The organism is Caldibacillus sp. 210928-DFI.2.18 (assembly GCF_020554505.1).
GTDB lineage: Bacteria > Bacillota > Bacilli > Bacillales > Caldibacillaceae > Caldifermentibacillus > Caldifermentibacillus hisashii.
This window is the reverse complement of the sequence record NZ_JAJCHL010000004.1, coordinates 17,140-41,903: the sequence shown is the minus strand read 5'-3', so window position 1 is coordinate 41,903 and position 24,764 is coordinate 17,140. Positions and strand designations below refer to the sequence as shown.

Sequence of the window (24,764 nt, the reverse complement as noted above, 5' to 3'; positions counted from 1 at the left end):
TGAGTAAAACAATAGCTAATTCGGTTAACGAACCAATTAGCTATTGTTTATCAGTAAATATATTAAGTTGACTTTGAAGGTAAAACTTGTTTGTGCATGGTTAATTTTCCGAATATATTTTGGTCATTTTTTGAATCCTACTTAATAACGAACTGTGTTTTACTGTATCCTTCCTTCGTTTTATTGACTTCCAGGATCGCAGGGATTGTATTTTTCAGCTCTTGAACATGGGAAATAATCCCGATCATTCGACCGGTTTGTTGTAAATCGATTAATGTATCAATGGCCTTTGTTAATGATTCCTCATCCAGTGAACCAAATCCCTCATCAATAAACATCGTATCGATCGACACGCCGCCTTGATAACTTTGAATCACATCTGCCATACCGAGAGCAAGTGACAAGGACGCATTGAACTTTTCACCGCCGGATAATGTTTTTACATCACGTGTTTGTCCCGTGTAGGAATCATATATATCGAGTCCAAGGCCGCTTTGTTTCCCTCTTGCTTCTTGCCGCTCACTGCGAAGTAACACATATTGACCATTTGATAAACGCTTTAGTCGTTCATTGGCAGCAATCAGAATTTGCTCCAGAAATTCAATTTGTAAATAGCGTTCAAAAGAAATCTTTTTATCATTTTGTCCACGAATCACATCATAGAGATCTGCGACAATGTTTTTCCGTCTTTCAAATTCTGTAACACGCTCATTTGCTTCAAAAATGTTTTTCTGCAACTTTTTTACATGCTGTAAATACTGTTCTGATTGCCTTAACTGTTCTTGTGCCTGATCGAAGGCTTGTTTTAATTGATCCAGTTCGGTTTTTAATTCGTTTAAATCAACTTTATGTTTGTCTTTTAATGCTTCATGCAAATCTTTCACCAGGAGCTGTAACGAAGCAATATTGTTATAATAAGATTCAATTTCCGCTTTTAACTGTTTTTGGCTTGTTTCTGCCATTTTTGCCTGACGATATGTTTCTTCATTCGAAAAACCGGCTTTATGCAACATTTCAATAAACTGTTGTTCCGCTTTTTCTTTTTTCTTACGGCTTTCATCCAAAGCGAGTTTTGCATTTTCTAAGTTTACCTTTGCTTTGGCGACTTCTTCTTTCGCTGATTGTATTTGTTTTTGTGCCTGTTCCCAAGCTTGCTCCATTGTCTTTTGAATCGCTTCTGTATCAGCGATTTTTGCCTTTAGGACGGATAGTTGTCGTAAATCTTCCGGAATCCGGTTTAATTGTTCTTGATAGACAGCTTTATTTGCTTGATAGGCAGTATTGTGTAATTGGTAGTCTTCCGTAACAGACGCTTGTTGTTCTTCCATCTGACTTAAGTTTGCTTCCAATTTTTCAAGTTGTGTCTTTAAACGAGCCAACTTTTCTTTTTCCGATTGCAATGAATCAACTTCTGCACTTAATTTTTCCCCATCTTCAACCATTTTTATATAAGTTGCTTCAACATTTTGAACATGGAAGCCCAACTGACGAACTTCAATTGCCTTTTCTTCAAGCTCTGCCTTCAAAGTATTATATTTTGCTTTACTATCTCTATAGGCTCCATCAATTTGGTTGAATTCAATTTTTGCAGCATCCAACGCATCTTTTGTTGGTACATCAACATGACCGCCTGCTTTATTCGGATGTTCTGTGCTTCCGCAAACCGGACAAGCTTCACCATCATGTAAATGGGAAGCGAGAATAATTGCTTGACCATTGATCCAAGCGGCTTCCATTGTTTCGTATTTTTGTTTCGCTGTGCTATATTGATTCTCTTTCGTCTTTACATCTTTATCCATTTCTGCTTGTTTTCGTTGTAGTTTTAAATAACCTTGTAACACGGTTGCCTGATTCCGTAGTTCAATTAACTTCTGTTGTTTATCCGGTAATGTATCTACTCGAATCTCCAACCCCTTAATTTGATCGTTTAATTTCTGTTTCTTTTCTTTTTGCTCTTGAATTGTACTGACAATAGAATCCCGATTTTTAGCCAGGTTTTGAACATTTTTTTGTTGTTCCATAAGTTCTTGTTTTTTCATGTCGATCTCTTGGACTAAAGGTAAAAACTCTTTATAACCGTCTAGCTTTTTCCTTATCTCTTCTCGCTCAGCCTTTTTACTTTCCTGTTCCTTATATGAAGCTTCCGCGGTTTGCAAAGTTTGAACGGTACGATGATAAGATTTTTCTATCAATTGAAAGCGAGCAGACTTTTCCTTTTCATCTTTGCGCCATTCATTCACTTGGTTTTCATAGCTTTCAATTTTTCCTGCCCGCTCTGCATTTTCCAGCTGAACTTTCTTCTCTTTAAAAATTGGCTCTTTCGCTCTTTCTTCTTTAAGATGATTTTCTTTTTCTTCCAGATTTTTAAATTCCTCATTAATCCCTTCTGCCTTATGGTACTCTTCAAGTTTTTTATGATAGGCTGCTTCAGCTAATTTTTCGTTTTGTTTATTTGCTTCAATGGACTTCTCATAATAAACAGATTCTTCATCTAAGCCGTCTAAAACTTGGTAGGTATTAAAATTTTCTTGTGCAAGAGTTGCAAATAAAGTTGATTCATCCCGTGCCGGCAATAAAGTTTGAATATCGGAAAAATAGCGGTCACGCGTTTGTTTTTCCCGAGTAAAATCATCCTCTGCCTGTTGTTTCTTTTCTTTTAATCGTTGGCTAATAAGTGTATAGCGTTCGGTTTTAAAAATTTTACGGAGTATTTCCTCTTTATTTTCCGTTTGCGATGTCAGGAGTTTCCGGAACTCGCCTTGTGGAAGCATGACGATTTGAATAAATTGGTCACGCGTTAAACCGACCAATTCTTCTACCTTTTTATTAATCTCGGAAACAATTTGCCGATCCACACACGGAATCTCTTGTTCTCCTATCTTTTCGTAAAATTCGTAAGCCTCGCCAGTTGCTGTTTTGTTTCCTTTTTTCACATGGGAGAGCTGCCTTTTGATTCGATATAAATGACCACGCAATTCAAATTCTAATTCAACAGAAGTATGTACATCATCATCGGCAAAGTCACTACGCAGTCCTTTTACATCACTGCGATCTTCCCCACTGGCCGCTCCGTATAGAACAAAACAAATGGCATCAAAGATCGTTGTTTTCCCGGCACCCGTATTACCGGATATGACAAATATTCGATTTTCATCCAGCTCGGTAAAATCAATGACTTCCCGATCTTTATATGGTCCGAATGCGGTCATGGTCAGTTTAATTGGTCTCATCTTCCTGTCCACCTCTTAGTCTATTGATTTTGACGCCGCAACTTCTTGCGCTGTTCGTTTTAATTCTTCTTGATTTTCTTGTAATATTTCGTTGAGAACTTCCTTGAAAAGCAATTCCGTTTCCTCTGTTACTTCTGTCCCTTTCACTTCTTGATAAAACGCTCGGAATAAAGACAAGTCATCCATTTGATGACGCGCGACTCTTTCTGTTTTTACACTTTGGCGATCCGTTGGCAAAATAATTTTCCGTTCAACATGCATCGCATTTGGGTAAACGGAACGAACCTTTTCCATCGGTGATAAAACCGGTGTCTCATCGAGTAGACGGACGAACACATAGTCTTCATTAATTGGATGTTTTAATAGGTCATCCATCGTGGCTTCGACCGTTCTCATGTCACGGATTGGTTTCAACAGTTTTTTCTCTATTGTTACTTGACCATGTCCGTCCATTTCCACAATGTAAAACCCTTTTTTATGATTTTCCTCTGAAATCGAATATTTAAGCGGCGAACCTGAATAACGAATCTTTTCGTCTAGTACAAAATGTGCTTGATGGAGGTGGCCAAGCGCTGTGTAGTGGAAGTTTTTAAAATGGTTGGCATCAACATATTCCGAGCCACCAATGGCAAGCGGGCGTTCCGAATCACTTGTGTTTTCTTGTTCTTCCCCGTGCGGAGTTACAAAGGCATGTCCGACAAAGACATGGCGCGCATCCGGATTCATATTTTTTTCAATGGCTTCAGTAATTTTTCGCATCGCATCATTATGAGAGCGAATCTCATCATCTGAAAATACATGTCGAACCACACTCGGATCCGTATAAGGTACAAGATGAAAGTGAACCTCGCCATATTCATCTCTCAGGATGACAGGTTCAAACGTCTGAGATAGTTGACCGACAATATGGTAACCATTCGCTTTCATAATGTTACTACCGAAATGAAGGCGTGTCGGGCTATCGTGGTTCCCGGCAACAGCCAAGACCGGAGTTTTTAGCTTGATAACGATAGTTTCCAGTACCTCATCCAGTAAGTTCACAGCTTCCGTTGGCGGTACTCCACGGTCATATAGATCACCGGCAATAACGACTGCATCCGGTTTCTCTTCTTCTATCGCTTCAATAAATTGTTGCAAAACATACCGTTGATCCTCGGTCATGTACACACCTTGGACAAGTTTTCCTAAGTGCCAGTCTGCGGTATGGAAAAATTTCATGGAATAATCGCTCCTTCATCCTTTTGCTTTTTCGAATCACAGGTTCATTGCTTTCATTTTTTATTTATGACCGTTACTTCTCGTCCTTTTCAATATACCACGTTACGTTTCACAACAAAATACAAAATGTTTCTTTCTCGCTCATATTTTACTGTTAAATGGGAGGTCGGGGACTGTTGAATTAACTGGGGGCACTGTTGATTTTTTTCTTTTTACTGTTGAATATACCCTCCTTTACTGTTGAATTTTGGAATTTTACTGTTGAATTACGGGATAGTACTGTCGAATTACGGGGTTCTACTGTTGAATTAACTGGGGGCACTGTTGAATTCTGCACTTTTACTATTGAATACTAAACGGGCACTGTTGATTTTTTTCCCACTCCCCTTACTGTTGTGCCTCCCGAACTTTTTCGCCCCTTCAACAAAAATACAATTGCCAAATGATTTGAGAAAACATTTATTAGATAAAACTACATACAGTGAGTCATCAGTATTCCCTCAAATGCACATTTACATTTTTTAGGATTTTGTCCATTCCATTTTTCCAATGATGACATACTTTATTAGTGAAATGATATGGGAGGTGAATGTTTGATGAGTGGTGGAGGATCCGGATACGGTGCAGGATTTGCACTGATTGTCGTGCTGTTCATTTTGTTAATTATTGTCGGTACAAACTATGTAGGCTTTGGTTATTAAAATAAGTGCCTCACCTCAGGCGATTAGCCGCTGGGGTAGGTAAAAGTTTCCCACAAAGCCTATAAAATCACAATAAGGGAAGGTGTTGCCTCTTTGCAACTGCCTTCCCTTTTGTAAAACTCCAATCAGTGTTTTATTTTAGAGTCCTGAATGGCGGGTAAAAGTGATATAAAAACACCATAATCATTCCTGACTATATTTAGGTAAAACAATGATTGCTTTAAATAAATCGCCATCAATTTGAATGGAAAATTTCCCTCTTTGGATTTCAATTAAACTTTTGGCAATAGATAATCCTAATCCGCTTCCTTCGCTTGTTCGGGATTCATCCCCTCGTTTAAACCGCTCCATTAGTTCATCCGCTGAGATATTTAATTCTGAGGCGGATATATTTTTAAAAACTAACCGCACATCATTACCTAAATCCTCAATATCAACATAGACTCGGGAACCTTCAAGGGCATATTTAAAGATATTCGATAATACATTCTCGATTGATCTCCACAACAACCGACCATCTGCTGTCACAAAAAGTTTATCTGCAGGAAAATTCAACTTAAATTCCAAATTTCTTGCTAAAATTTTATCGCCCACTTCCCCCAAACCTTGGTTAATTAATGAAATGATATCAATTTTTTCAAGATGGACCGGAATATCGCCGCTGGAAGCCTTTGCTGCTTCAAATAAATTATCTGTTAATACTTTCAATCTCTTTGATTTTTGATCCAATACTCCAACATACTCTTCTATTTTTGTTGGATCCTTTTCATTTTTCAAAAGATCCACATAGGTGATAATGGAAGTTAAAGGCGTCCTTATATCATGGGAAACATTGGTAATCAGTTCTGTTTTTAGCCGTTCACTCTTCAACTCATTGTCTACTGCATTTCTCAACCCATCAGTAATGCTGTTAATATTTTCTGCAAGCCTAGCAAATTCCCCTCGTCCTTTTATATCAATGTGATATTGAAGATTTCCGGCCTTAATTTCCTCAACACCTGCCTGAATCGCATTGAAGGACTTAATTTTTTTCAATGCAAACCATGCGGCAACTCCTAGCGTTACCGGGAATATGAAAAATGTTAAAGCAACCAAAAGCGGGTAGCCAACAACAAGCAAAACGGTTTTCACGGCAAGGCTTCCGTTTCGATAAACGTCTCCGATAAAATGAGCAAATTGACTAATGAGATTATATAACAATGTATGCTTAATGAGTGTTTTGTTTTTCCCATGCTTAATAAGTGAAAAAATAAGCACGAAACCAATCGCAGCAATCAAAACCGTTATGGGAAGAATCATTTTGTTATTCATTTCAAACAATAGATCTAATAATACGGTATAAAGTGCAATCAAGGAGACACATAACAGAACGTTTATATCATTATATAATTTATCAATTACATTTAAGTGAACCTCTAGATCTCGAAACGATTTTCTGCCGGTCACCAGAGCAAGATAGATAAAAGATAAGATAAATCCCGGCACTAAGTATGTCAATTTATATAAATTTTTTGCAGAAAGGGCATTATTTTCCTTCCATTCCTTTATATTTGTATTTAAAAACTTATCCGGAAACGCCAAATAAATAACCGTATTTTCCGGATCCAGCTCGTTTACTTGATCAGTAATCCAATATAAATAATCATTTTCCCTCGTTTCCTTTGGATAAATTTCTTGGTCATAATGATCAAATATAAAAAATGCAGGATAAGTTTCGAACTCCTGTCTTTCTTTCATCGTCGTATTTGTGTATACATTTGTACCATCACTGGCATAAAACAACGGTGTTTCATAATCTTCCATTTTTTGTAGTAAAAGGTAATATTCCCTTAAATCTCTTTGAATAAATTTATCCCTCTCGTGAGAAATCTCGTCGGCATATTCCTTTTTAAATTGTTCATAAATTTCCTCTTCACTTAATTTAGGATTATATTTCTTAGAGTTTTGAAATTGAAAGTATAACTCCTCTTCTTTATCCTTTAACTCATCCTCACTGATCGTTCCACCATTTAAAATATTTTCTTCATTCTTAAATTCACCCATTAATTTTGTTAAGTCGCTGATAAGTCCCTGACTCTCTTGAATGTATGCGGCGCTTTCAAAATAACTTTTTTGCAGTACACTATTAAAAGGGATCGTCATTATTTTCACCAGCGTTGTTATCGTTCCGGAAAAGAAGGCAATCATTATGATAAAAACAATGAATTTTGTCAGTTTTGAATGACTATATTTTTTCAACTTTATATCCAACTCCCCATACGACCTTTAAATATTTTGGCTCTCTTGGATTAATTTCGATTTTCTCACGGATTTTTCGAATATGTACGGCAACGGTATTTTCCGGATTAAAGGCCGGTTCATTCCAGACTTTTTCATAAATATCTTCTATCGAAAAAACTCTCCCGGCATTTGCGGTCAATAGTTTCAAAATTTTATACTGGACCGGGGTCAAATGGACTTCTTCGCCATCAACAGTAATGGTTTTCGTTTCATCATCAATCACGAGGCCTCCGCTTTGATATACATTGTTTTTCGTCTCAAGACTCCCTAATTTCGTATATCTTCTTAAGTTTGCCTTAACCCGCGCGATGAGTTCAAGCGGATTAAACGGCTTCGTTATATAGTCGTCGGCGCCCAGATTTAATCCTAATATTTTATCCGTATCCTCCGATTTCGCAGACAGCATAATTAATGGAATATTATTTTGTTCGCGAATTTTCATCGTTGCTTGAATCCCGTCCATTTTCGGCATCATTATATCCATGATGATCAGATGGATTTCATTTTGCTCAATGATCTCAATTGCTTCGATTCCATTAAAAGCTTTGAAAATTTTGTAGCCTTCATTTTCTAAATAAATCCCGATTGCATCGACTATTTCTTTATCATCATCACAAACCAATATGTTCATGAACGTTCACTCCTACTGTTTTCTCTTTCGCGCTAAATGTATCTTACCAATTAAATCTTAACAAATATTGGATTGATTTCTTAAGATTTTCTTATTGTTTTATACAAAAAAATAGCATATATTCGGTCATATCCATTTAAAATTAAGGTTTTCTTAAGATTTTCATTCACCTTATCTTAAGTTTTATACTTTATAGTCTTCTTAAAAGGATTCTTTACATACGATACGAGGGGGAGCAGAGATGGAAGTAAAAAAGATTTATCTGTTACTAACCGATACCGGAACCTTGTTTTCAAGATTAATAAAATGCTATACGAAAAAGCCCTATAATCATGCTTCGATTGCCTTTGACGGAGAATTAGCAACAGTGTATAGTTTTGGCAGGAAAAAGCCAAGAAACCCATTTTTGTGTGGATTTGTACGGGAGGATATGTTATCTGATTGGTTCAGACGGGCAAATTGTGCGATTTATTCGTTAACGGTAACAGAAGCACAGTTAAATCAAATGAAAAGCTATATTCGAGAGTTGGAAATACAAAAGGAGTTGTTTCGCTATAATTTATTAGGGGTTTTTGGCGTGATGTTCAATAAACCGATAGAAAGAAAAAACGCATTCTTCTGTTCACAGTTTGTCGCATCGGTTCTAAAGCATTGTAACGTGATTGATTTTACAAAAGATGTTTCCTTAATCAAACCACATGAATTGCCTTATACCGCAGCATTTCAATTGGTTTACGAAGGTAAATTGATGGCGTACGGTATGGGAGACCTTGCTGGTGAAAAAGGGGCACCTTCTGTATTGCAGGGATTTGAAGTACCCACCACTTAAGAATTATCAACCTGAAGTGGGGATTCCTGCAAACAACAGCGCAACCAATTGTTTATTGGTTTTTAGGGTGGGAAAATCAAGTTATACAACTGCTCATGCTATGTTTGAACTAAATTAATTTAAAATGAAACCTCTTTGATAATGCTTTAAAGTATGAACACAGTGGGCCATTGTCAAAATATGATAAAATAGTATAGCCAGTGATTAAACGGATTTGGAGGATTTATCATGCAAAAATTAATAGATATCGGACTAAACCTTACTGATAAACAATTTGCAAAAGACCGAGAAGAAGTGGTTGAACGAGCGTTGAAAAATGGAGTCAGTCAAATGATCCTAACCGGTTCCAATGTGAAAAGCAGTAAGGCCGCCGCAAATTTGGCTAAGGAATACCCAAATGTTCTTTTTGCTACGGCAGGCATCCATCCTCATGACGCCAAAAGCTTTCATCATGATTCGATTCAAGAGTTAAGACGTTTAGCTGAGCGGAAAGAAATGGTGGCAATTGGTGAATGCGGACTTGATTTTAACCGGATGTTCTCGCCGCAACCGATTCAAGAACAATGTTTTGAAGCGCAATTAGATTTGGCTGACGAGCTCGAACTGCCACTTTTTTTACACGAGAGAGATGCCCATAACCGTTTTTGTGAAATTTTTGCTCATCATGCACACTTAGCTGAAAAAGCAGTGGTTCATTGCTTTACAGGCAGTGTTGCTGAAGTGAAAAAATATATTTCGATGGGGTTCTACATTGGAATAACGGGTTGGATTTGTGATGAAAGACGGGGGCAGGAATTACAGGAGGCTGTCAAGTATATCCCGCTTGATCGTTTATTGATCGAAACCGATGCGCCCTATCTACTTCCGAGAAACTTGAAAAACAAACCGAAAAACCGGCGAAATGAACCGGCCTTCTTACCGCATATTGCCGGTGATATAGCCAAATACATGGGTGTTTCAGCCGAAGAAGTGGCTGAATACTCAACTGAAAACGCAAAACGGCTCTTTCAGTTACCTTGATTTTAGTGCCTGTTCTCCTGCACTTCATAGGACAGGCTTCTTCATCTTTTACAGATGTTTTTTGAAAACCGGTACTTGTTAAGCATTTTCCATTCCAAGCCATGACCTTTTCCGCAAAACTTTTTTAATTATTTGTAGTTTTGTAAGTTGGAATACTATCGTTCGTCAATGGGAATTAAAGACTAGGTCTTGTTACTCGTTGCTTCTTCCTTTTTATGCTATAATGAATTTTTGTTAAGAAATGGGAAATAATGTAAGAGGCTTGTTCCTTAAAAGCTAAGAAATATAGGGAAGCGGTAATATGACAAATGATGTTGTTCTAGCGTTAATCTTAACTTTATTCGCAGGGCTCGCAGCAGGAATTGGCGGTTTACTTGTTCTATTTACAAAAATAACAAACAAAAAATTTCTTTCATTTTCCCTAGGTCTTTCAGCGGGAGTGATGATTTTCGTATCCTTGGCTGATATTTTCCCGGAGGCTAGGGAATCTTTAACCGGTGTTTTCGGGGATAAATTTGGTTATATGGCAGTCATTATCGGCTATTTTTCCGGGATCATTTTTATTGGGCTACTTGATAAAATAACCGAACAAAAGTTGACTGTAAAAACGAAGGATACAAAAGATCCGGAGTTAATGCGCATCGGTATATTCACTTCCATTGCACTGGCAATTCATAATTTCCCGGATGGAGTCGCTACATTCATGTCCACACTCCAAGAACCGTCAATCGGGTTTGCGATTGCTGTCGCGGTATTTATTCATAATATACCTGAGGGGATTGCTGTTGCGATTCCGATTTATTATGCCACCGATAATAAATTCCGATCATTTTTATGGGCCTTGTTTTCAGGTTTAGTTGAACCTGTGGGTGCCTTATTAACTTATCTGGTTCTTATGCGTTTTTTAAATACAACCGTACTCGGTGTTGTTTTAGCCGTTGTTGCCGGGATGATGGTATTTATTTCTATATCTGAACTTTTACCAACAGCGAAAAAATATGACGAAGGTGACATATCGATATACGGTTTTGTTTTCGGTATGCTCATCATGGCCATCTCACTATTGTTATTGGGTGAATAAACAGTTACATAGGGATAGGTTTAAACCATCTAGTACTATAAAATTTTTGAACCCTCCAGCAAAAACCTATTTTTTGGCTCAGTTTAATTTAAATGTTAAAAAATACAAGGTTTAAAGGAAACCCTATTAGTCGGGCTTCCTTTATTCTTGTTGAACTAAACTCCCGTGAACCGTATAAATCATTGTTGTTCGCTTCTTCTATTCTTGTTGAACTAGCAACCCCTGTTACAAGGAAAATTTTTAAACAAAAAGCCTTTGAATATGATAAATCGTTATTACTAAAGTTGATAAAGAACCTAAAATTGTTAAAACTAAAATTTTCCGGTCTTTTTGCTTTTCTGAAGGTTTATTTAGTTCATAAAATACTGCAATCCACAAAAGAATGGTTGCTAAAGCAAGAATGCTCATTTAAAATTTACTTCCTTCCAGAACTTTTTATTGAATAAGACTGTTGAGGTACTGAATATGATAAAAGCTGCTAATAACGGCCTTTCCGTCAGCAATTTCATTCACTTAACACCTACTTCAAACTCGCAACTCCTTAGTTTGAACTACTTACCATTCTTTCCGTCATTTTCATTATATCTTCCTGAGATAATGAATCAGGTCCTTCGACAATTAATGTATATCGGAGACCATTTTCATCCCAAGTATAAGAATTGATTTCTTTCATGAATTCGGCGTTTTGCCCGCGAATTTTCAACCCCGTGTCCGAAATAGCCAACTCTTTCTCCTCAGGGGTTGGAAAAATGGACAAGTAAATCAGCGGAATTCCATCGCCATTTTTATAGGTGATGGTGATTTCTGTTCGGTTGATTTCACCCTTCAGTTCATCAATTGTAACATTATCCATTGTCAAGTTTTCTTCATTTAGCACTAAAAACGGCTTACCCAACTTTTCTACTGCTTCTTCAATTGTTCCATTACTTTGATTCATTTCGTCTTTAAGATGAACGATTTCAACATTATCCGGTAAAGATAAGGTAAACGTATCATCTGAAATTTTTGTTGATGTGTCGACTTCTGTATATGCGAACTCTGTACGGCTGCTTCCCACGATGTTTATGCTTTTGACCGGAAACCATGTTTTTTGGTCAATCCAAATTTCGATTTCGCCAAATATCGAGTCTTTCTCCTTTGGTTCCAGTTTGATGTGATGTGTTTCAAAGCCATTGACCTTTTCCTTACCAATTAGTTTATACTTATGACTATCTTTCAATGTTTCCAAAAATGAAATCACTTGCTCCTTTTGGCTTTGATTAGGTAAGTCAAGTGAGCTCACATCGTCCATTACCATTGCCTTATTTTGTTTTTTATCAAAAGAAATAATTGATTTCCCGTCATTAACAGTTACACCTTCTTCACCGGTCTTTGTATCCTTCATTGTTATTTTTGCTTTTCCATCTTCACTGTGATATTCTTCCGTTGTATAACTTTCCTCAAGCTTATCATCTTCATAAATCTTTAATTCACCTTTTGCATAGTAAGCTTTTTCATCTTGATCGGCTGCTAACACCTTCGTAATGATTTCATCCGTTGACACACCCGTCACCCCTGAACATCCTGATAAGATTCCGATTGCGATTAAAGAACTTGTAAATATTACTTTTATTTTCAAAACCTTCCATCCTTTCTTAAGAGACTTGTTTATTGTCCCTGTATATAATAAAATTTTTGACTTCTTTCACAACAACAGACGGCGAGTTAATCGTTTCATAGTTGGACAACAAGAATTACTTTTTCTTGAATTGACCCAACTTTTTTCAACAGGCACCTTTATTATTAGGTCTTTATCCTGCTATCCCAGGATGAACCCCGGTCATTTCCGGGAAACTCGTCCCTTGTCATTCCTGAGACGAGGAATCTATCCCCTGCAGCCAGCATGCAACCAGCGTTCCATAACCTGTTTGTGACCATATTTTTATTTTTCCACAGTGTTGTTCAATTGCCATTTTTGCAATGCTTAAGCCGAGCCCTGATGTACCGCCTTGTCCCCTTGCCGCTTCGACTTGGACGAAAGGCTCAAATACTTTCTCCAAATCATCTTCCGGAATAGCTTTTCCTTCATTTTGAATCAATAGAATTGTCCCGTTTTCTCTCCAAGCTTCTAATTCTTCAACAAAGGGAGCAAACACCCATTCAGGAAGCGGACTTGTTTGGGAAACTGCGGCAAGCCAAATATTTTTCCCTTTCTCCGTGTAGCGAATTGCATTCATCATTAAATTATCAACAACCCGAACCATTTGCTTTACATTGAGCAAAAAATTACCTGTAACCGCTTGTTCGCTGATAAGATTTATTTCCCGCTTACGGCAAGGGCCTTCATAACCTCCTAAAAGCATTTCAAAAAACTCTGCGCCATCCACTTCAACAAATTCAAGCTTATTCTTCGCAGACTTTAATGTTGTAAATAAAGTTAAGTCATTGATCATTTCTTTCATATAATTTAATTTTTCAAAAATAACCGCCCGATACTCTTCTTTTTCTTGTTCTGTCAAGTCTTGTCGTCCATTTAACGCTTCAAAATATGCATGAATTGCGGTCAACGGTGTCTTTAAATCGTGTGAAAGAGCGGCAACAATATATTCCTTTTCCTGTTGTTGTCTCTCTACTTCCTTATTTGTTGTTTCGATTTGCTCTCTCATTTTCTCAAAATGCGAAATTAAGTCACCCATCTCGTCATTGGAGCGAGGAAGTTCTTTGTGTCCTTTTTTCCCAATGGCAAAAGCGTTCATTTCCTCCCTTAATAACAGAAGTGGACGAGTTAATTTTCGATTTAACAAATTAATTACCCCGAAGTAAATAACAACAAAAGACAGAAATAGGAAACTTGCTAAGATAAGTGTCCGGTGATTGACACCTTCAAGCCAATCATTTCGGGCAATCGTCACCTCGTAAATCCCGATGAGATCATCACCCGAAAAAACGGTCTGTTTATAAGTGTACGTGCGGTGTTCCTTTTTTAGTGTATTTAAATCTTGATAAAGTGAATCCCGTTGTTTCAATGTGTACATCTCGACGCCAGTCTGATCCAGCGTAGAATATAGCTTTAATCCATCCTTACGGTACAACTTAATATTCATGGACGAATCTGTACGTTCTTGCAATTGTTTATAATTTTCAATCGGTTGTGCTTTGTAGAGGGATGGATTCATCAGCAACGGTTCCAATTGGTCAATTTTTTCCTTCATTTCCATATATTCGACAAAATCACGCTTCTCATCAAACTGCGATAGACTAATATAGAAAAAATATAGAGCGATGATGGGCAAAATCATTACAATTAAGTAACTGGTCATTAACCATGGTTTCAGTCTCATTGTTTCATTTCTCCAATAAAGCGGTAGCCTACTCCCCAGACCGTTTGAATATACTTTGCCGTTTTTGCGTCGTCCTTGAGTTTTGTCCTTAAGCCCTTAACATGAACGGTAACCGTGTTATTTCCATTGAGATCTTCCTGCTGCCAAACATGTTCATATAATTCTGATTTGGAAAATGTTTGGTACGGATTTTTGGCTAAAAGAAATAACAATTCAAGCTCCTTTGCGGTTAGCTGGACGGTTTCGCCATTCACATAAACAAGTTCGTTGTCGAAATCGATTTTCAGCCCGTTATTGTATTCATGAATTTTTGCCTCATCTGTTTGCATATAGCGACGATACCGACGTAAGTGTGAACTAATTCTCGCAGTTAATTCATCTAATCGGAATGGCTTTGTAATATAGTCATCGGCACCTAAGTCCAACCCGCTAATTTTACTGTCGCTTTCGGTTTTGGCACTGACAATTAAAATGGGAATATCACTTTCCAGTCGGATAGTTTTGCAAAGGGTAAAGCCATCCATTTCCGGTAACATAATATCGACAAGTGCCAGATCATAGGTGTCTGTTTTAAAATCTTCCCACCCCTCTTTACCGGTAGATGCCCAAGTAACAAAGTAGCCCTCCTTTCGTAAATGATCACACACAATACGAGCGATGGAAGCATCGTCTTCAACAATCAAAATTTTTTCTTTATTCCCCATCAAACATCCCTCTTTCACTTTTAATTATAAATCGCTGTAAAAATGAATTAAGAAATCTTTATAATTGCTTAATAATTTTGTGCGGTTCCATTGGAAATAGGTTAAGAGCGCACACAAAAAAACGATCCGAGTAAGATTGACTTGCATATATATAGTAGAATAAACTACGAAACCATCAAAGTATAGTGTCGTAAAGTAATCGCATTGATGTTTCTCCATGTTTTTAGTGTTCTCAAACAGGTTTCTTACAGTTTTGGCTTCTCTATTAAAATAAAGAATAAAGAAAACTCGGCGACTGCAGATCCGTAGTCAGCGAAAATACATTTTCGCTTGCGAGGTAATGCTACCGAAGCTTCTCTAGTCACCGAAAAAATATAAAATTTTTTCGGCTGCGATGTATTCCAGTGAAGCTTTCCTTATGCACTTATACTTAATTCTTAAAATTTCCAACTACGTCGAAATTGCTTCTTTGCTAGAAATTTATACTTTCTTAACGTATAAAAAATTAGGACATTTACCCTTGCTCCGATTCCAATCGGTTCATATTAGAAATCTTTCGTCAGCGCTCATGTATAATTTACATTGAATTGCTAAATAATTTGGAATGGAATGTCTGATATACGCAAGAAAACATAAGTCATTTTTGGGATAAAAAAGGGGATCAGAGATAAATTTATAGGGAAACGGACAACATTTGAGGTCCATATCAAACAGGTAAAGGCGGGAGTTATTAATGGAAAATGGTTTGGAACAATTGGAAATGTTGCTGGATGATACATTACAAATTGTTGATCATATGGTCGTCGATCGAGAATATGAAGATATGCTCACTTCTGTAAAAAACGGGCTGCTTATGCAGAGACAAAGCGTTAAAGAAATGAGAAACACTTCAAGAGAGGAACAACAAATAGCAGCTAATTTTATAGATGAAAACTTGAACAAATTAAACGAAATTGTGCAAAAATTAGAAAGCATTTTACTGGATGATTATCAATCAACAACGGAACATCGCATCGAACAATATGAACAGCTGTCTCTTGAAAACCAAATGGAACAAACAGAAACGTACCATGACAAAATCGATTACTTAAGTGCGGTTAAAATCCGGGAAAACATCAATCGGATGACCGAAGTTTTGCTGCAAATCAGATCTTAACTTATTTGTGTTGTGTATCTTTGTAGTTTTTCCACATACTGTCCATGCACTTTTAAATCTATGTTTGTTCATTAAACAGTATTTGGAAGCAAGAACAGACCGCATTTCTAAAAATCGAAATGCGTGTGCCTATTCTTGTATGTTAAGAAAAAAGTCGCAGCTTTTACGTGCAGAATATAGGTTATCTCTTTTCCTAATAAATTTTGAAGATCAGGTAATTAGAGTTCATCTTAATCACCTAATATTTTCACCATATAATCATAATTGTGCTTGTTAATTTGAATCACCTTTTCTTCAGTGTAGCCCAATTTTTTGTATAAGTGTTTGGCAGAAACATTTCCGTGTGCCACATTTAGAGAAATTCGTTTATAGCCTTTTTCTTTTGCAACTGTTTCTGCTTTTTTAATGAGCGCTGTACCAATCCCGTGCCCTTGAAATTTTGGGTGTACACTTAAGGTATCGATATAGTAATCTTTTTCATCAGCTTCCTGATCAAAGGATTTTAAGGGGTTTCCTTGTTTTTTTCTTAGCCTGTTTAATATCGTTTCATCCAAGCGGGCTGCATCCTCACCCGGATAGGTAATCACGAGACCTGCCACTTTATCCATGACACTAGCAATCCAAATATTTTTGTAGCTAAACCGATTGATATCTTCCCGGAAATATAAAGCAAGGGTGTCACGAACATTTTGCGGTTTTGTTTTTCCTGTTAGTAATTCCGCTATATCTCCGTTAGCCACACGAATGAGTTCCGCTGCCGGTTTTGCGTCATTTTTTACAGCCGCTCGCAATATCAATTCCGATGCCAATATTTCTTCCCAAATTGTTCCATAGGGAGCACCACCTGAAGTATAGCCCGCAACAAAATAAAATGTTCCGTCTGACTCTTCTTCAAAATAATCATCATAAGATAATTGTTTCTTCTTTTTCACTTTTTCTATTCTCCTTTTTCGATTCTGGGGACAGGTGTATTGTTCATAAACAATAATCAATCCGGTACACGGACCCTGTACCATTACTCAAATTTTATCAGGAAAAAGTTGCCCATCTTCCCTCCTATCTTTTCTGAGAGTCGCGGAAGACGGCCTATTTATTATATCACATTAACAAAGATTACCTTTTACATAGAGGGGATGAGGATAGGTGCATTAACCTGACTATGCCTATATACTATCGGGTACAGTCAATTTTTGCAAAAAGCATCGTTTTACTTATTCCGACATCCAACAAGAGTCATTATTTCTATTCATTGGACGTAGTACTTATTCCCCGCACTTTCCAAATGTTAAATTTTATACTATAATAATGTAAATAAAATTAACATGAATATGGAGGGTGTTCAATTGCTATTTTTCAAACGGGAGATTAATAAAATTGAAGAAAAAATAGAAGAAACCGAGAATTTTGAAGGTCAAATACAAGTGGCGGTTGATCAACTAAAAGGTGTGGTAGAGCAAGTAAAAATTGCCACTATGCAATTAGAAATGACCTCTTCCTCCAGTAAAAACAGCACGAATAAATTATTAGCACATAGTGAAAAAACAGTCACTTATACGCACCGGGTGGCCGACAAAATGCATTCTATTGAGGAGTCGGCCGTGCATATCTCTGCTTCCTCACAGGAAATATTATCAACTTGTAAAACATCCGAGAAGACGATCGAACACTCATGGGATTCTCTTCAAGCACTTCAAGGAAAATTTGAAGAGCTAAGAATGAGTCATCAAACTTTATTGAAGCAAATGAATCAATTAGTGAAGCTATCCGATCATATCCATGAAATTGTTCATACAATCGGTGCCATCTCACAAAAAACAAAAATCTTAGCCTTAAATGCCGCCATTGAAGCAGCAAGAGCGGGCGATGCCGGAAAGGGATTTTCTGTTGTTGCCAATGAAGTGGGAGAACTGGTTAACCAAACCTCTGTAGCAGTTGAAGATTCTCGAAAAAATATTTATTACATACAAGAAGAAATTAAACGTTCCGCAGAAATGGTTAAAAGAGAAGCAAAGGAAGTGGAAGCCGGCACAATAGAATTTGGAAACGTTCTTCATCATTTAGAATCTTTTAAAGAGAAATTAAGTCAAATTACAAATATGGTTTTTGACTCGACCACTGCCGTTGATCAACAAACAGAAAGCGTTCAGGAAATTACGAATCTACTAGACCAAATCTCATTATTATCCATTGAAAATAAAGAACATGTTATCGTCGTTCATGAAGACATGGACAAACAACATGAAAGTGTCAGACAAATCCTATCGATTAGTGATTCCCTTACAACAACATCAAATGAATTGCAAAAGCTTGTTCATCATGATAGAAGTGAATTCCAGCCGGTGGATACGGCGCTCATTGAAAAAATTAAGAGCAACCTGACTGACCTGTTACAAATGACAGAATTACAAGACATGAGTTTTTCTACCCATAAAAGACTACTTGATGACATACTTAAAAACAATCCGGACTTAGAAGCAATTTGGACAAACAATGTTGATGGAACATTCGTCTATTCAAACCCAAAAGCAGCATTGATCAATGCAAAAGCACGCCCTTGGTTCACACATGCTTTATCGGGAAATCCCTACGTTTCCGAAGTTTATTTTTCAGCATTAACAAAGAAACCATGTATAAGTGTATCTTTTCCCATATATAAGGAAAATCAAATTATCGGTGTTCTTGGTGCAGATGTGACGATTAACTAGGGGACAGGTATATTGTCCCTAAGTGTTTCTGCCTTTTTCGGTTGTAAGACAACATCCCTACATGAATTTCAAAATCTTTAAACATGAAAATATCAATATGGCAAGTTCCCAAAAAACCAATATTTCTGTACAAAAGACACAAAATTTTTTCCTATATGGATACCATATTTCGTTTTCAAATATCTTTTAGGGTTTCAATCATTAACATTCACATCCCTCTAAAAATTTTTAAACCCTATACGTTTTTTATTTATACATATAGGACATCTTTTGGGAAATTGAAAACCTTTTTGTTTGAAAAATTTTTGTTCACCAACCGTAAAGACAAACCGATTTCCACATTCCCAGCATTTTAGGATAAGGTCTTGTGGTGCAGCACCATTTAATAATTGTTCTATCTCTTCCTTTCTTTTTTGTACTGCGATATTATCGATCGGTGCATTCGATTCGATTGCACTTATCGTTTCGCGGATTTTCCCCCTTACTTTTTTGTAATCGATTTTTTCCCAAGCTTCCAAATAAGATGTGTATTTATCATCGCCTGATTCTTTAATTTTATCTAAAAACAAAAAGATCATATGTCGGTTACGATCTTTTAAATACTCCATATTTGGTATCGGTTTCCCCGCTTCTATCCATAAATCCCATTCAGATAATAATTCATCCGCTCTTTGATCTGCTTCAATTTTCCAGCCGCGATCTGTAAAAACAATCATTGGAAGCTTTCCAAAATATTCGATATCCAAAAAGTCATGATCAATCATCCAATCTATTTTTTCTGTAATATCTGCTATTTTTTCTGAGTTAAAATAGCCATAGACCGGACACCGATCTAACCCTAGTGCCAAAACTTTTTTATCACGGGAACCTTTTAATATTTTGGCAAGAATTGTTCGGCCACCTTGTCCAATAATTTCATCAGCTGCTCTTAAAATAGCCAACTTCTCATCTACGGTTAAGGTATTCTTATTGATTTTCATTTTGGTGAGCATCTCCTATTCGTGGTATATTGGGACAGATTCATGGTCCCTAAGCCCAGCAACATATAGAGGAAATTTGCTTGGTATTGCTTTTTTAAGGCATTCCATATGACAGAACATCTGTTGTTCTTGTTGACTACCTTTGTCTTTAGAAAAACTGTTTATTTATTCTTCATCGTTCCTTTTTAGTAAATATATACGTTCATTATTTTCTTATCATAATTCAAGCCTGTCTTCTTATTCAATGCTGACAAAACCGAAATCAAAGATGTTTTATTTTATTGTATCAAATATTTTGCGAGTGTTGCAGTTGGAAAATAGATACTTTTACTGTCGGAATGATGAAAAGTTTCTAAAAAGATTAGCGAAGTAGAATTAATAATTTTAAGGAGTTCTTACATAGTTAAAAAACCCACCATCCGTATGGAAGTGGATTGGTGGGGTCAATTAGGTCAAATCTTTTTCAAAAAGTAAACTCAAGGGAGGGACAGGTTCCTGATATCATCTGTTATTGTCATAATTAAAGATAAAACTCTAGTATTGTTAATTCTTTAAGGAACCTGACCCCTTGTACCGGGTTTTAGTTTAAGGCTGCCATGATACGTTGGGGATCATATCCGATTATCCATTTACCGTTAATTTCCGTTTGAGGTACACCGAATTGACCGGTTTGGTTGACAAGTCTCTGCATCATGATTGGATCTTTCTCTACATTCACTTCTTTAAAAGGGATATTTTGTTGAGTTAAGAAGTTTTTTAACATTGTACAATAAGGACAATGAGTTGTTGTATAAACCGTTATTTTATTTTCCATAAAAATTCCTCCTTGAATAATTTTATACATATAGGGGTATTGAAACTGCTAAAGATAAGACAGCAGTAAATTACCGTGTACCCGTGAAATTGATATTTTTCTATATTCACTTACCTCTCTAATGCCAAGCACTCATGCCGCCTTTTACGTTATAAATTTTTTGAAAACCTTGTTTCTTTAAGATTTTCGCTGCTTTTGTACTCCTCATACCGCTTTGGCAAATAACAACAACTTCTTTATTTTTATCAAGTTTGTTCAATTTCCTTGGCAATTCTGAAAGGGGTATATTAATGAATTGCGGCCGGTGATTTGCTTTATATTCTCCAGGTGTACGGACGTCGATAAATTGAACCCCTTTATCACTAAATTTTTCTTTCACTTGTTCGACTGAAATATTTGTGATACCTTTCACCGGTAAAAATCGACGAATAATAATTAAAGCAAGCAAAGTGATTAACACCCATTGTAAAATTTCCATTGTATCTCTCCATATTTGCATATTTTATACGAAAAATTATGTTTAATCCTTGTCCATAATTGTTGAAATGCGATCGTGTAAATTTTTTGTCACCCCTATATACCCGCATAGGTATTAAAAGTTGTAAAGAAAACTCGGGCGTCTGGTCCTTTAGGCAACCAAAGAGCCGTAGTCAGCGAAAAAACATTTTCGCTTGCGAGGTAATGCTACCGAATCCTCTCTAGTCACCAAATTAATATAAAATTTTTTCGGCTGCGATGTATTCCCGCGAAGCTTTCCTTGTACACTTATGCGTTAGGAAAGTAGAAATTGAAAAATTTTTACTTTCCTATTAGCTGAAAAATTGATGAACTTTATCTACTTTTTACCAGTAATTCGACCGCTTCTTTTACAAGTTTTTCCGTGCTTTCTCCTTTTTCAATATTTTCACGAACACATTGTTCTAAATTCAAGCTGACAATTAAACCGATAGTCCGATCGATGGCGCTGCGAGAAGCTGATAATTGGGTGACCACATCTTTACAGTCTTTATTTTGCTCAATCATGTTTAAAACACCTTTAATTTGACCTTCAATTCGTTTTAGCCGGTTTACGACAGATTTATTATACTGCAATTATTCTCCCTCCTTACCAAGAGCCGTTCATATTTGCGATGCCATTTGAAAACTTCGCCAATCTGTAATAGCAGCAATCGTGTTGTTTTTGACTTTTTCATTGATTTCCCATGAAAATACACCCGATAAAGCAATAATACTACGAGACTGTCTTAAAAGCACACTGTTCCCTAAAAGTTTCAATTGTTTTCCAACCAAGCAGTATGACGGGAAATTATCCCACGGGCTGCACTCACTCTACTCTTTACATTTCGATAAAGGAATTTTGGGACTGCCCTTAAGGTTAAATCCTATTATTTAAAATTATATTCGGTTACGATTTTTTCTCTTCCGGTCACTAAATCATTATAGTACTCATATAAGCTGATACCAAGATAAGAACCGGAAATATTATACACATTTGTATACCCTAAATGCTGCAGTGCCATTACCATATTATAACTACGCTGACCGGAGCGACAATGAATATAAACCGGACGATCTTTCGGAATTTCATCCAATCGCTCTCTAAACTCACTTAATGGAATATTAATTGCGTTTTTTAAATGACCTGCATTATATTCACTTTTTTCACGAGCATCAATGATGAATGCGTTACCTTCCACTAACTTTCGAACCTCTGAAACTTTCACTTCACGATAGACGCCATGCAATAGATTCAATGCAACCATTGCAGCATGGTTCACCACATCTCTTGCTGTTCCGAGCATCGGTGAGTATGTTAATTCCAAATCTTTCAAGTCCTCTAACGTCCCATTCATGGTAATCATCGTTGCAATCACATCAATCCGTTTATCAACATTCCCTTTACCAATTGCTTGAGCACCTAGAATTCTTCCAGTGGGAACTTCATAGACTAATTTAAAGTGCATAGGTTTGCTGTTTGGCATTAGCCCAACCTTATCTCCCGGCAATACGTAAACTGAATCACATTGAATCCCCGCTTGTTCAGCAGTTCGCACATTTAAACCGGTTGCTGCCGCATTTAAATCAAATAGGTGAATAGAGAATGAACCAATAACACCTTTTTGTCTGTTCATATTTCCATATATATGGTCGGCAGCAGCTCTTGCTTGTTTTTGGGCTGGTCCTGCAAGCGCTAATCTTGTTGGTTTGTGCAAAATTTTATGATAAACTTCAATCGCATCTCCAACAGCATAAATATCCCTGTCACTTGTTATATAATTCGCATCAACTTTAATAGCTCCGGTTTCACCTATTTCAAGACCGGCATCTTTCGCTAACGTTATTTCCGGTTTAACTCCAATAGCCAATACAACTGTTTCGGCATCGACTTTCTTACCGGAGTTCGTTACTATATAGTTCTCCTCTATTTTTGCTAAACCGTCATTGACAATTAGATTGATGCCGTTGTCAACCATCTCTTTATGGAGAATTTGTACCATATCGTAATCAAATGGTGTCATCATTTGATTGGCAAATTCAATTAACGAAACTTGGTAACCGGCAAGTTTCAAATTTTCCGCTACTTCAACTCCAATAAATCCGCCACCGATTACAGCAATATTTTTTACCCCGTTTTGTTTAATATGCGTATTTAAATGGTCAATATCCACTACATTTCTTACTGTGAAAACATGCGGCTGGTTTACTCCTTCAATATTTGGTCGAATTGGTGAAGCGCCGGGTGAAAGCACTAATTTATCATAACTTTCTTCATATGTTTTTTCGGATAGTAAATCTTTTACTGTAATCGTTTTTCTGTCTCGATTAATTTTTACGACTTCATGATGGACTCTTGCCTCAATATTGTATCTTTTTTTGAACACTTCCGGTGACATGAGAACTAATTTGGAACTATCTTCTACAATCCCACTTAAATGATATGGGAGCGAACAGTTTGAAAAAGACACATGCGGTCCTTTTTCGAACATAATCACTTCCGCATTTTCGTCAAGTCTGCGAACTCTGGCTGCAACCGAAGCCCCGCCAGCTACGCCCCCGACTACTAAAATTTTTCTTCTCATATTGTATACCTCTTTTCAAATTTAGTTAATGTAGAAATCAAGCTATAGCTCTCGTACATATTTTTAGTTAGGGTTCCACGATATCTCCTTGCCAAGCCATCATTCCACCAAGCATATTGGTTACGTCAAAGCCTTGTTCGACTAAAAATTCACAGGCCATCGCACTTCTTCCCCCGGCATGACAAACAATGTAATAATGTTCATTTTTATTAAGGTTACTTAAAGAATTTGGCAAATCTCCCAAGCGGATATGCTTTGCTCCGGGAATCATGCCTTGAGCGACTTCATCATCTTCGCGAACATCAATGATATTTACCTTTTCTCCCCTTTCTAATTTCTCTTCCAACTGTTTTGCAGTAATATTTTTCATTGATATACCTCCAAATAATTTGTGATAGGTTGATTTTTTTGACGGGGTGCAAGACAATTACCCCTGTGGGTATTTTTTAGATAATAACTCTCTTATATTTATAATGGTAAGATAATCATATACCGGGTGGGGTAATTTTGTCAACCGATTTGAAACTGATGATTCTGAGATAATACCCTTGATTCAACTGGCGGTCTGTTTGAGCGTAGTTTTTTCCTGCTGCTTATTTTATTGATTGGTTATACCGGTTACCAAATTTATTTATAATTGACACATTCCGTACCGGGAAGATCTAATTCGCTATCCACCGTATGGAATGTTATATGTTATTCAGTTAACATTATTCGTTAACTGTTGTCGATTTCTATAATACCCTATAAATTTTCTCAGAGTCTGTTTAAACCATCTCAAATTTTATCCTATCGACATAGTAAAACAGGGACTAACATGGAGACCGGTTTATTGATTGCACTTGGGACGACGAACTGTCCCGGTGTGTTTTTCTTGTCAAATACATTGGTAACCGTTTACAATAGTAGTGAATTCGTATCCATTGTAAGAATTCGGGGATTCTAAGTTATTAGTAATTAATCTTATTACTATTTATAACTTAATTACAAAATTTAGAGAGGGTGGATCGCTTTT

Annotated in this window: 22 protein-coding genes; 7 read left to right on the top strand and 15 right to left on the bottom strand. The window is 36.7% G+C overall.

The window, feature by feature from the left end; all coding sequences use genetic code 11:
- Nucleotides 1-137: 137 nt before the first annotated feature.
- On the bottom strand, nucleotides 138-3,230 hold the full coding sequence (locus tag LIZ98_RS02115) for an AAA family ATPase (protein WP_227138759.1): 3,093 nt from the start codon (nucleotides 3,228-3,230) through the stop codon (nucleotides 138-140).
- A gap of 15 nt (nucleotides 3,231-3,245) precedes the next feature.
- On the bottom strand, nucleotides 3,246-4,448 hold the full coding sequence (locus LIZ98_RS02110; RefSeq protein WP_034768850.1) for an exonuclease SbcCD subunit D: 1,203 nt from the start codon (nucleotides 4,446-4,448) through the stop codon (nucleotides 3,246-3,248).
- A gap of 596 nt (nucleotides 4,449-5,044) precedes the next feature.
- On the opposite strand from LIZ98_RS02110, the gene LIZ98_RS02105 reads away from it, so the two are divergent.
- On the top strand, nucleotides 5,045-5,149 hold the full coding sequence (locus tag LIZ98_RS02105; RefSeq protein WP_072012646.1) for a YjcZ family sporulation protein: 105 nt from the start codon (nucleotides 5,045-5,047) through the stop codon (nucleotides 5,147-5,149).
- A 183-nt stretch (nucleotides 5,150-5,332) separates the two neighbouring features.
- Here LIZ98_RS02105 and LIZ98_RS02100 read toward each other — a convergent pair whose 3' ends face one another.
- Together LIZ98_RS02100 and LIZ98_RS02095 are read right to left on the bottom strand one after the other, a co-directional pair.
- Complete coding sequence (locus LIZ98_RS02100) at nucleotides 5,333-7,387, bottom strand: HAMP domain-containing sensor histidine kinase (protein ID WP_227138758.1); 2,055 nt, start codon at nucleotides 7,385-7,387, stop codon at nucleotides 5,333-5,335.
- Nucleotides 7,374-8,060 (bottom strand): response regulator transcription factor, encoded by a 687-nt coding sequence (locus tag LIZ98_RS02095; protein WP_034768846.1) that lies wholly within the window; start codon nucleotides 8,058-8,060, stop codon nucleotides 7,374-7,376. Before LIZ98_RS02095 ends, LIZ98_RS02100 begins: the two co-directional genes overlap by 14 nt.
- 241 nt (nucleotides 8,061-8,301) lie before the next feature.
- Between LIZ98_RS02095 and LIZ98_RS02090 the strand changes: the two genes are divergently transcribed.
- The 3 genes from LIZ98_RS02090 to zupT all read left to right on the top strand — a co-directional run bounded on the left by LIZ98_RS02090 (nucleotide 8,302) and on the right by zupT (nucleotide 10,990).
- Complete coding sequence (locus tag LIZ98_RS02090; protein ID WP_227138757.1) at nucleotides 8,302-8,889, top strand: hypothetical protein; 588 nt, start codon at nucleotides 8,302-8,304, stop codon at nucleotides 8,887-8,889.
- 228 nt (nucleotides 8,890-9,117) lie between these two features.
- Nucleotides 9,118-9,909 (top strand): TatD family hydrolase, encoded by a 792-nt coding sequence (locus tag LIZ98_RS02085; protein WP_227138756.1) that lies wholly within the window; start codon nucleotides 9,118-9,120, stop codon nucleotides 9,907-9,909.
- Between the two features lie 301 nt (nucleotides 9,910-10,210).
- Entirely contained in the window at nucleotides 10,211-10,990 is a 780-nt protein-coding gene (zupT, locus tag LIZ98_RS02080; RefSeq protein ID WP_227138755.1) for a zinc transporter ZupT, read from the top strand.
- Nucleotides 10,991-11,230: 240 nt separating this feature from the next.
- On the opposite strand, the gene LIZ98_RS02075 is transcribed toward zupT, so the two are convergent.
- The 4 genes from LIZ98_RS02075 to LIZ98_RS02060 all read right to left on the bottom strand — a co-directional run bounded on the left by LIZ98_RS02075 (nucleotide 11,231) and on the right by LIZ98_RS02060 (nucleotide 15,014).
- Nucleotides 11,231-11,398 (bottom strand): hypothetical protein, encoded by a 168-nt coding sequence (locus LIZ98_RS02075; RefSeq protein WP_227138754.1) that lies wholly within the window; start codon nucleotides 11,396-11,398, stop codon nucleotides 11,231-11,233.
- Between the two features lie 133 nt (nucleotides 11,399-11,531).
- On the bottom strand, nucleotides 11,532-12,608 hold the full coding sequence (locus tag LIZ98_RS02070; RefSeq protein WP_227138753.1) for a LolA family protein: 1,077 nt from the start codon (nucleotides 12,606-12,608) through the stop codon (nucleotides 11,532-11,534).
- Nucleotides 12,609-12,834: 226 nt separating this feature from the next.
- Nucleotides 12,835-14,310, bottom strand: coding sequence for a HAMP domain-containing sensor histidine kinase (locus tag LIZ98_RS02065; RefSeq protein ID WP_227092593.1), 1,476 nt, complete (start codon nucleotides 14,308-14,310; stop codon nucleotides 12,835-12,837).
- On the bottom strand, nucleotides 14,307-15,014 hold the full coding sequence (locus LIZ98_RS02060; RefSeq protein ID WP_034768834.1) for a response regulator transcription factor: 708 nt from the start codon (nucleotides 15,012-15,014) through the stop codon (nucleotides 14,307-14,309). The genes LIZ98_RS02065 and LIZ98_RS02060 overlap by 4 nt, the downstream gene beginning before the upstream one ends.
- 733 nt (nucleotides 15,015-15,747) lie before the next feature.
- On the opposite strand from LIZ98_RS02060, the gene LIZ98_RS02055 reads away from it, so the two are divergent.
- Nucleotides 15,748-16,170 (top strand): hypothetical protein, encoded by a 423-nt coding sequence (locus tag LIZ98_RS02055; RefSeq protein WP_041902453.1) that lies wholly within the window; start codon nucleotides 15,748-15,750, stop codon nucleotides 16,168-16,170.
- A gap of 230 nt (nucleotides 16,171-16,400) precedes the next feature.
- Here LIZ98_RS02055 and LIZ98_RS02050 read toward each other — a convergent pair whose 3' ends face one another.
- The gene (locus LIZ98_RS02050) at nucleotides 16,401-17,102 is read right to left on the bottom strand and encodes a GNAT family N-acetyltransferase (RefSeq protein ID WP_082025967.1); all 702 of its coding nucleotides are present in this window, start codon (nucleotides 17,100-17,102) and stop codon (nucleotides 16,401-16,403) included.
- Between the two features lie 411 nt (nucleotides 17,103-17,513).
- Between LIZ98_RS02050 and LIZ98_RS02045 the strand changes: the two genes are divergently transcribed.
- Nucleotides 17,514-18,875 (top strand): methyl-accepting chemotaxis protein, encoded by a 1,362-nt coding sequence (locus LIZ98_RS02045; RefSeq protein ID WP_227138752.1) that lies wholly within the window; start codon nucleotides 17,514-17,516, stop codon nucleotides 18,873-18,875.
- Nucleotides 18,876-19,093: 218 nt separating this feature from the next.
- On the opposite strand, the gene LIZ98_RS02040 is transcribed toward LIZ98_RS02045, so the two are convergent.
- The 6 genes from LIZ98_RS02040 to LIZ98_RS02015 form a co-directional block, all read right to left on the bottom strand.
- The gene (locus tag LIZ98_RS02040) at nucleotides 19,094-19,855 is read right to left on the bottom strand and encodes an RQC-minor-1 family DNA-binding protein (RefSeq protein ID WP_227138751.1); all 762 of its coding nucleotides are present in this window, start codon (nucleotides 19,853-19,855) and stop codon (nucleotides 19,094-19,096) included.
- Nucleotides 19,856-20,435: 580 nt separating this feature from the next.
- The gene (locus LIZ98_RS02035) at nucleotides 20,436-20,669 is read right to left on the bottom strand and encodes a glutaredoxin family protein (RefSeq protein ID WP_041845520.1); all 234 of its coding nucleotides are present in this window, start codon (nucleotides 20,667-20,669) and stop codon (nucleotides 20,436-20,438) included.
- A 118-nt stretch (nucleotides 20,670-20,787) separates the two neighbouring features.
- On the bottom strand, nucleotides 20,788-21,147 hold the full coding sequence (locus tag LIZ98_RS02030; protein WP_041845519.1) for a rhodanese-like domain-containing protein: 360 nt from the start codon (nucleotides 21,145-21,147) through the stop codon (nucleotides 20,788-20,790).
- A gap of 353 nt (nucleotides 21,148-21,500) precedes the next feature.
- The gene (locus LIZ98_RS02025; RefSeq protein ID WP_041846969.1) at nucleotides 21,501-21,761 is read right to left on the bottom strand and encodes a metal-sensitive transcriptional regulator; all 261 of its coding nucleotides are present in this window, start codon (nucleotides 21,759-21,761) and stop codon (nucleotides 21,501-21,503) included.
- 293 nt (nucleotides 21,762-22,054) lie between these two features.
- Complete coding sequence (locus LIZ98_RS02020) at nucleotides 22,055-23,749, bottom strand: FAD-dependent oxidoreductase (RefSeq protein ID WP_227138749.1); 1,695 nt, start codon at nucleotides 23,747-23,749, stop codon at nucleotides 22,055-22,057.
- 67 nt (nucleotides 23,750-23,816) lie between these two features.
- Nucleotides 23,817-24,119 carry a rhodanese-like domain-containing protein gene (locus LIZ98_RS02015; RefSeq protein WP_041846971.1) on the bottom strand — a complete coding sequence of 101 codons (303 nt, stop codon included), beginning with the start codon at nucleotides 24,117-24,119 and terminating at the stop codon, nucleotides 23,817-23,819.
- 447 nt (nucleotides 24,120-24,566) lie between these two features.
- Between LIZ98_RS02015 and LIZ98_RS17910 the strand changes: the two genes are divergently transcribed.
- On the top strand, nucleotides 24,567-24,695 hold the full coding sequence (locus LIZ98_RS17910) for a hypothetical protein (RefSeq protein ID WP_255601896.1): 129 nt from the start codon (nucleotides 24,567-24,569) through the stop codon (nucleotides 24,693-24,695).
- Nucleotides 24,696-24,764 lie beyond the last annotated feature (69 nt).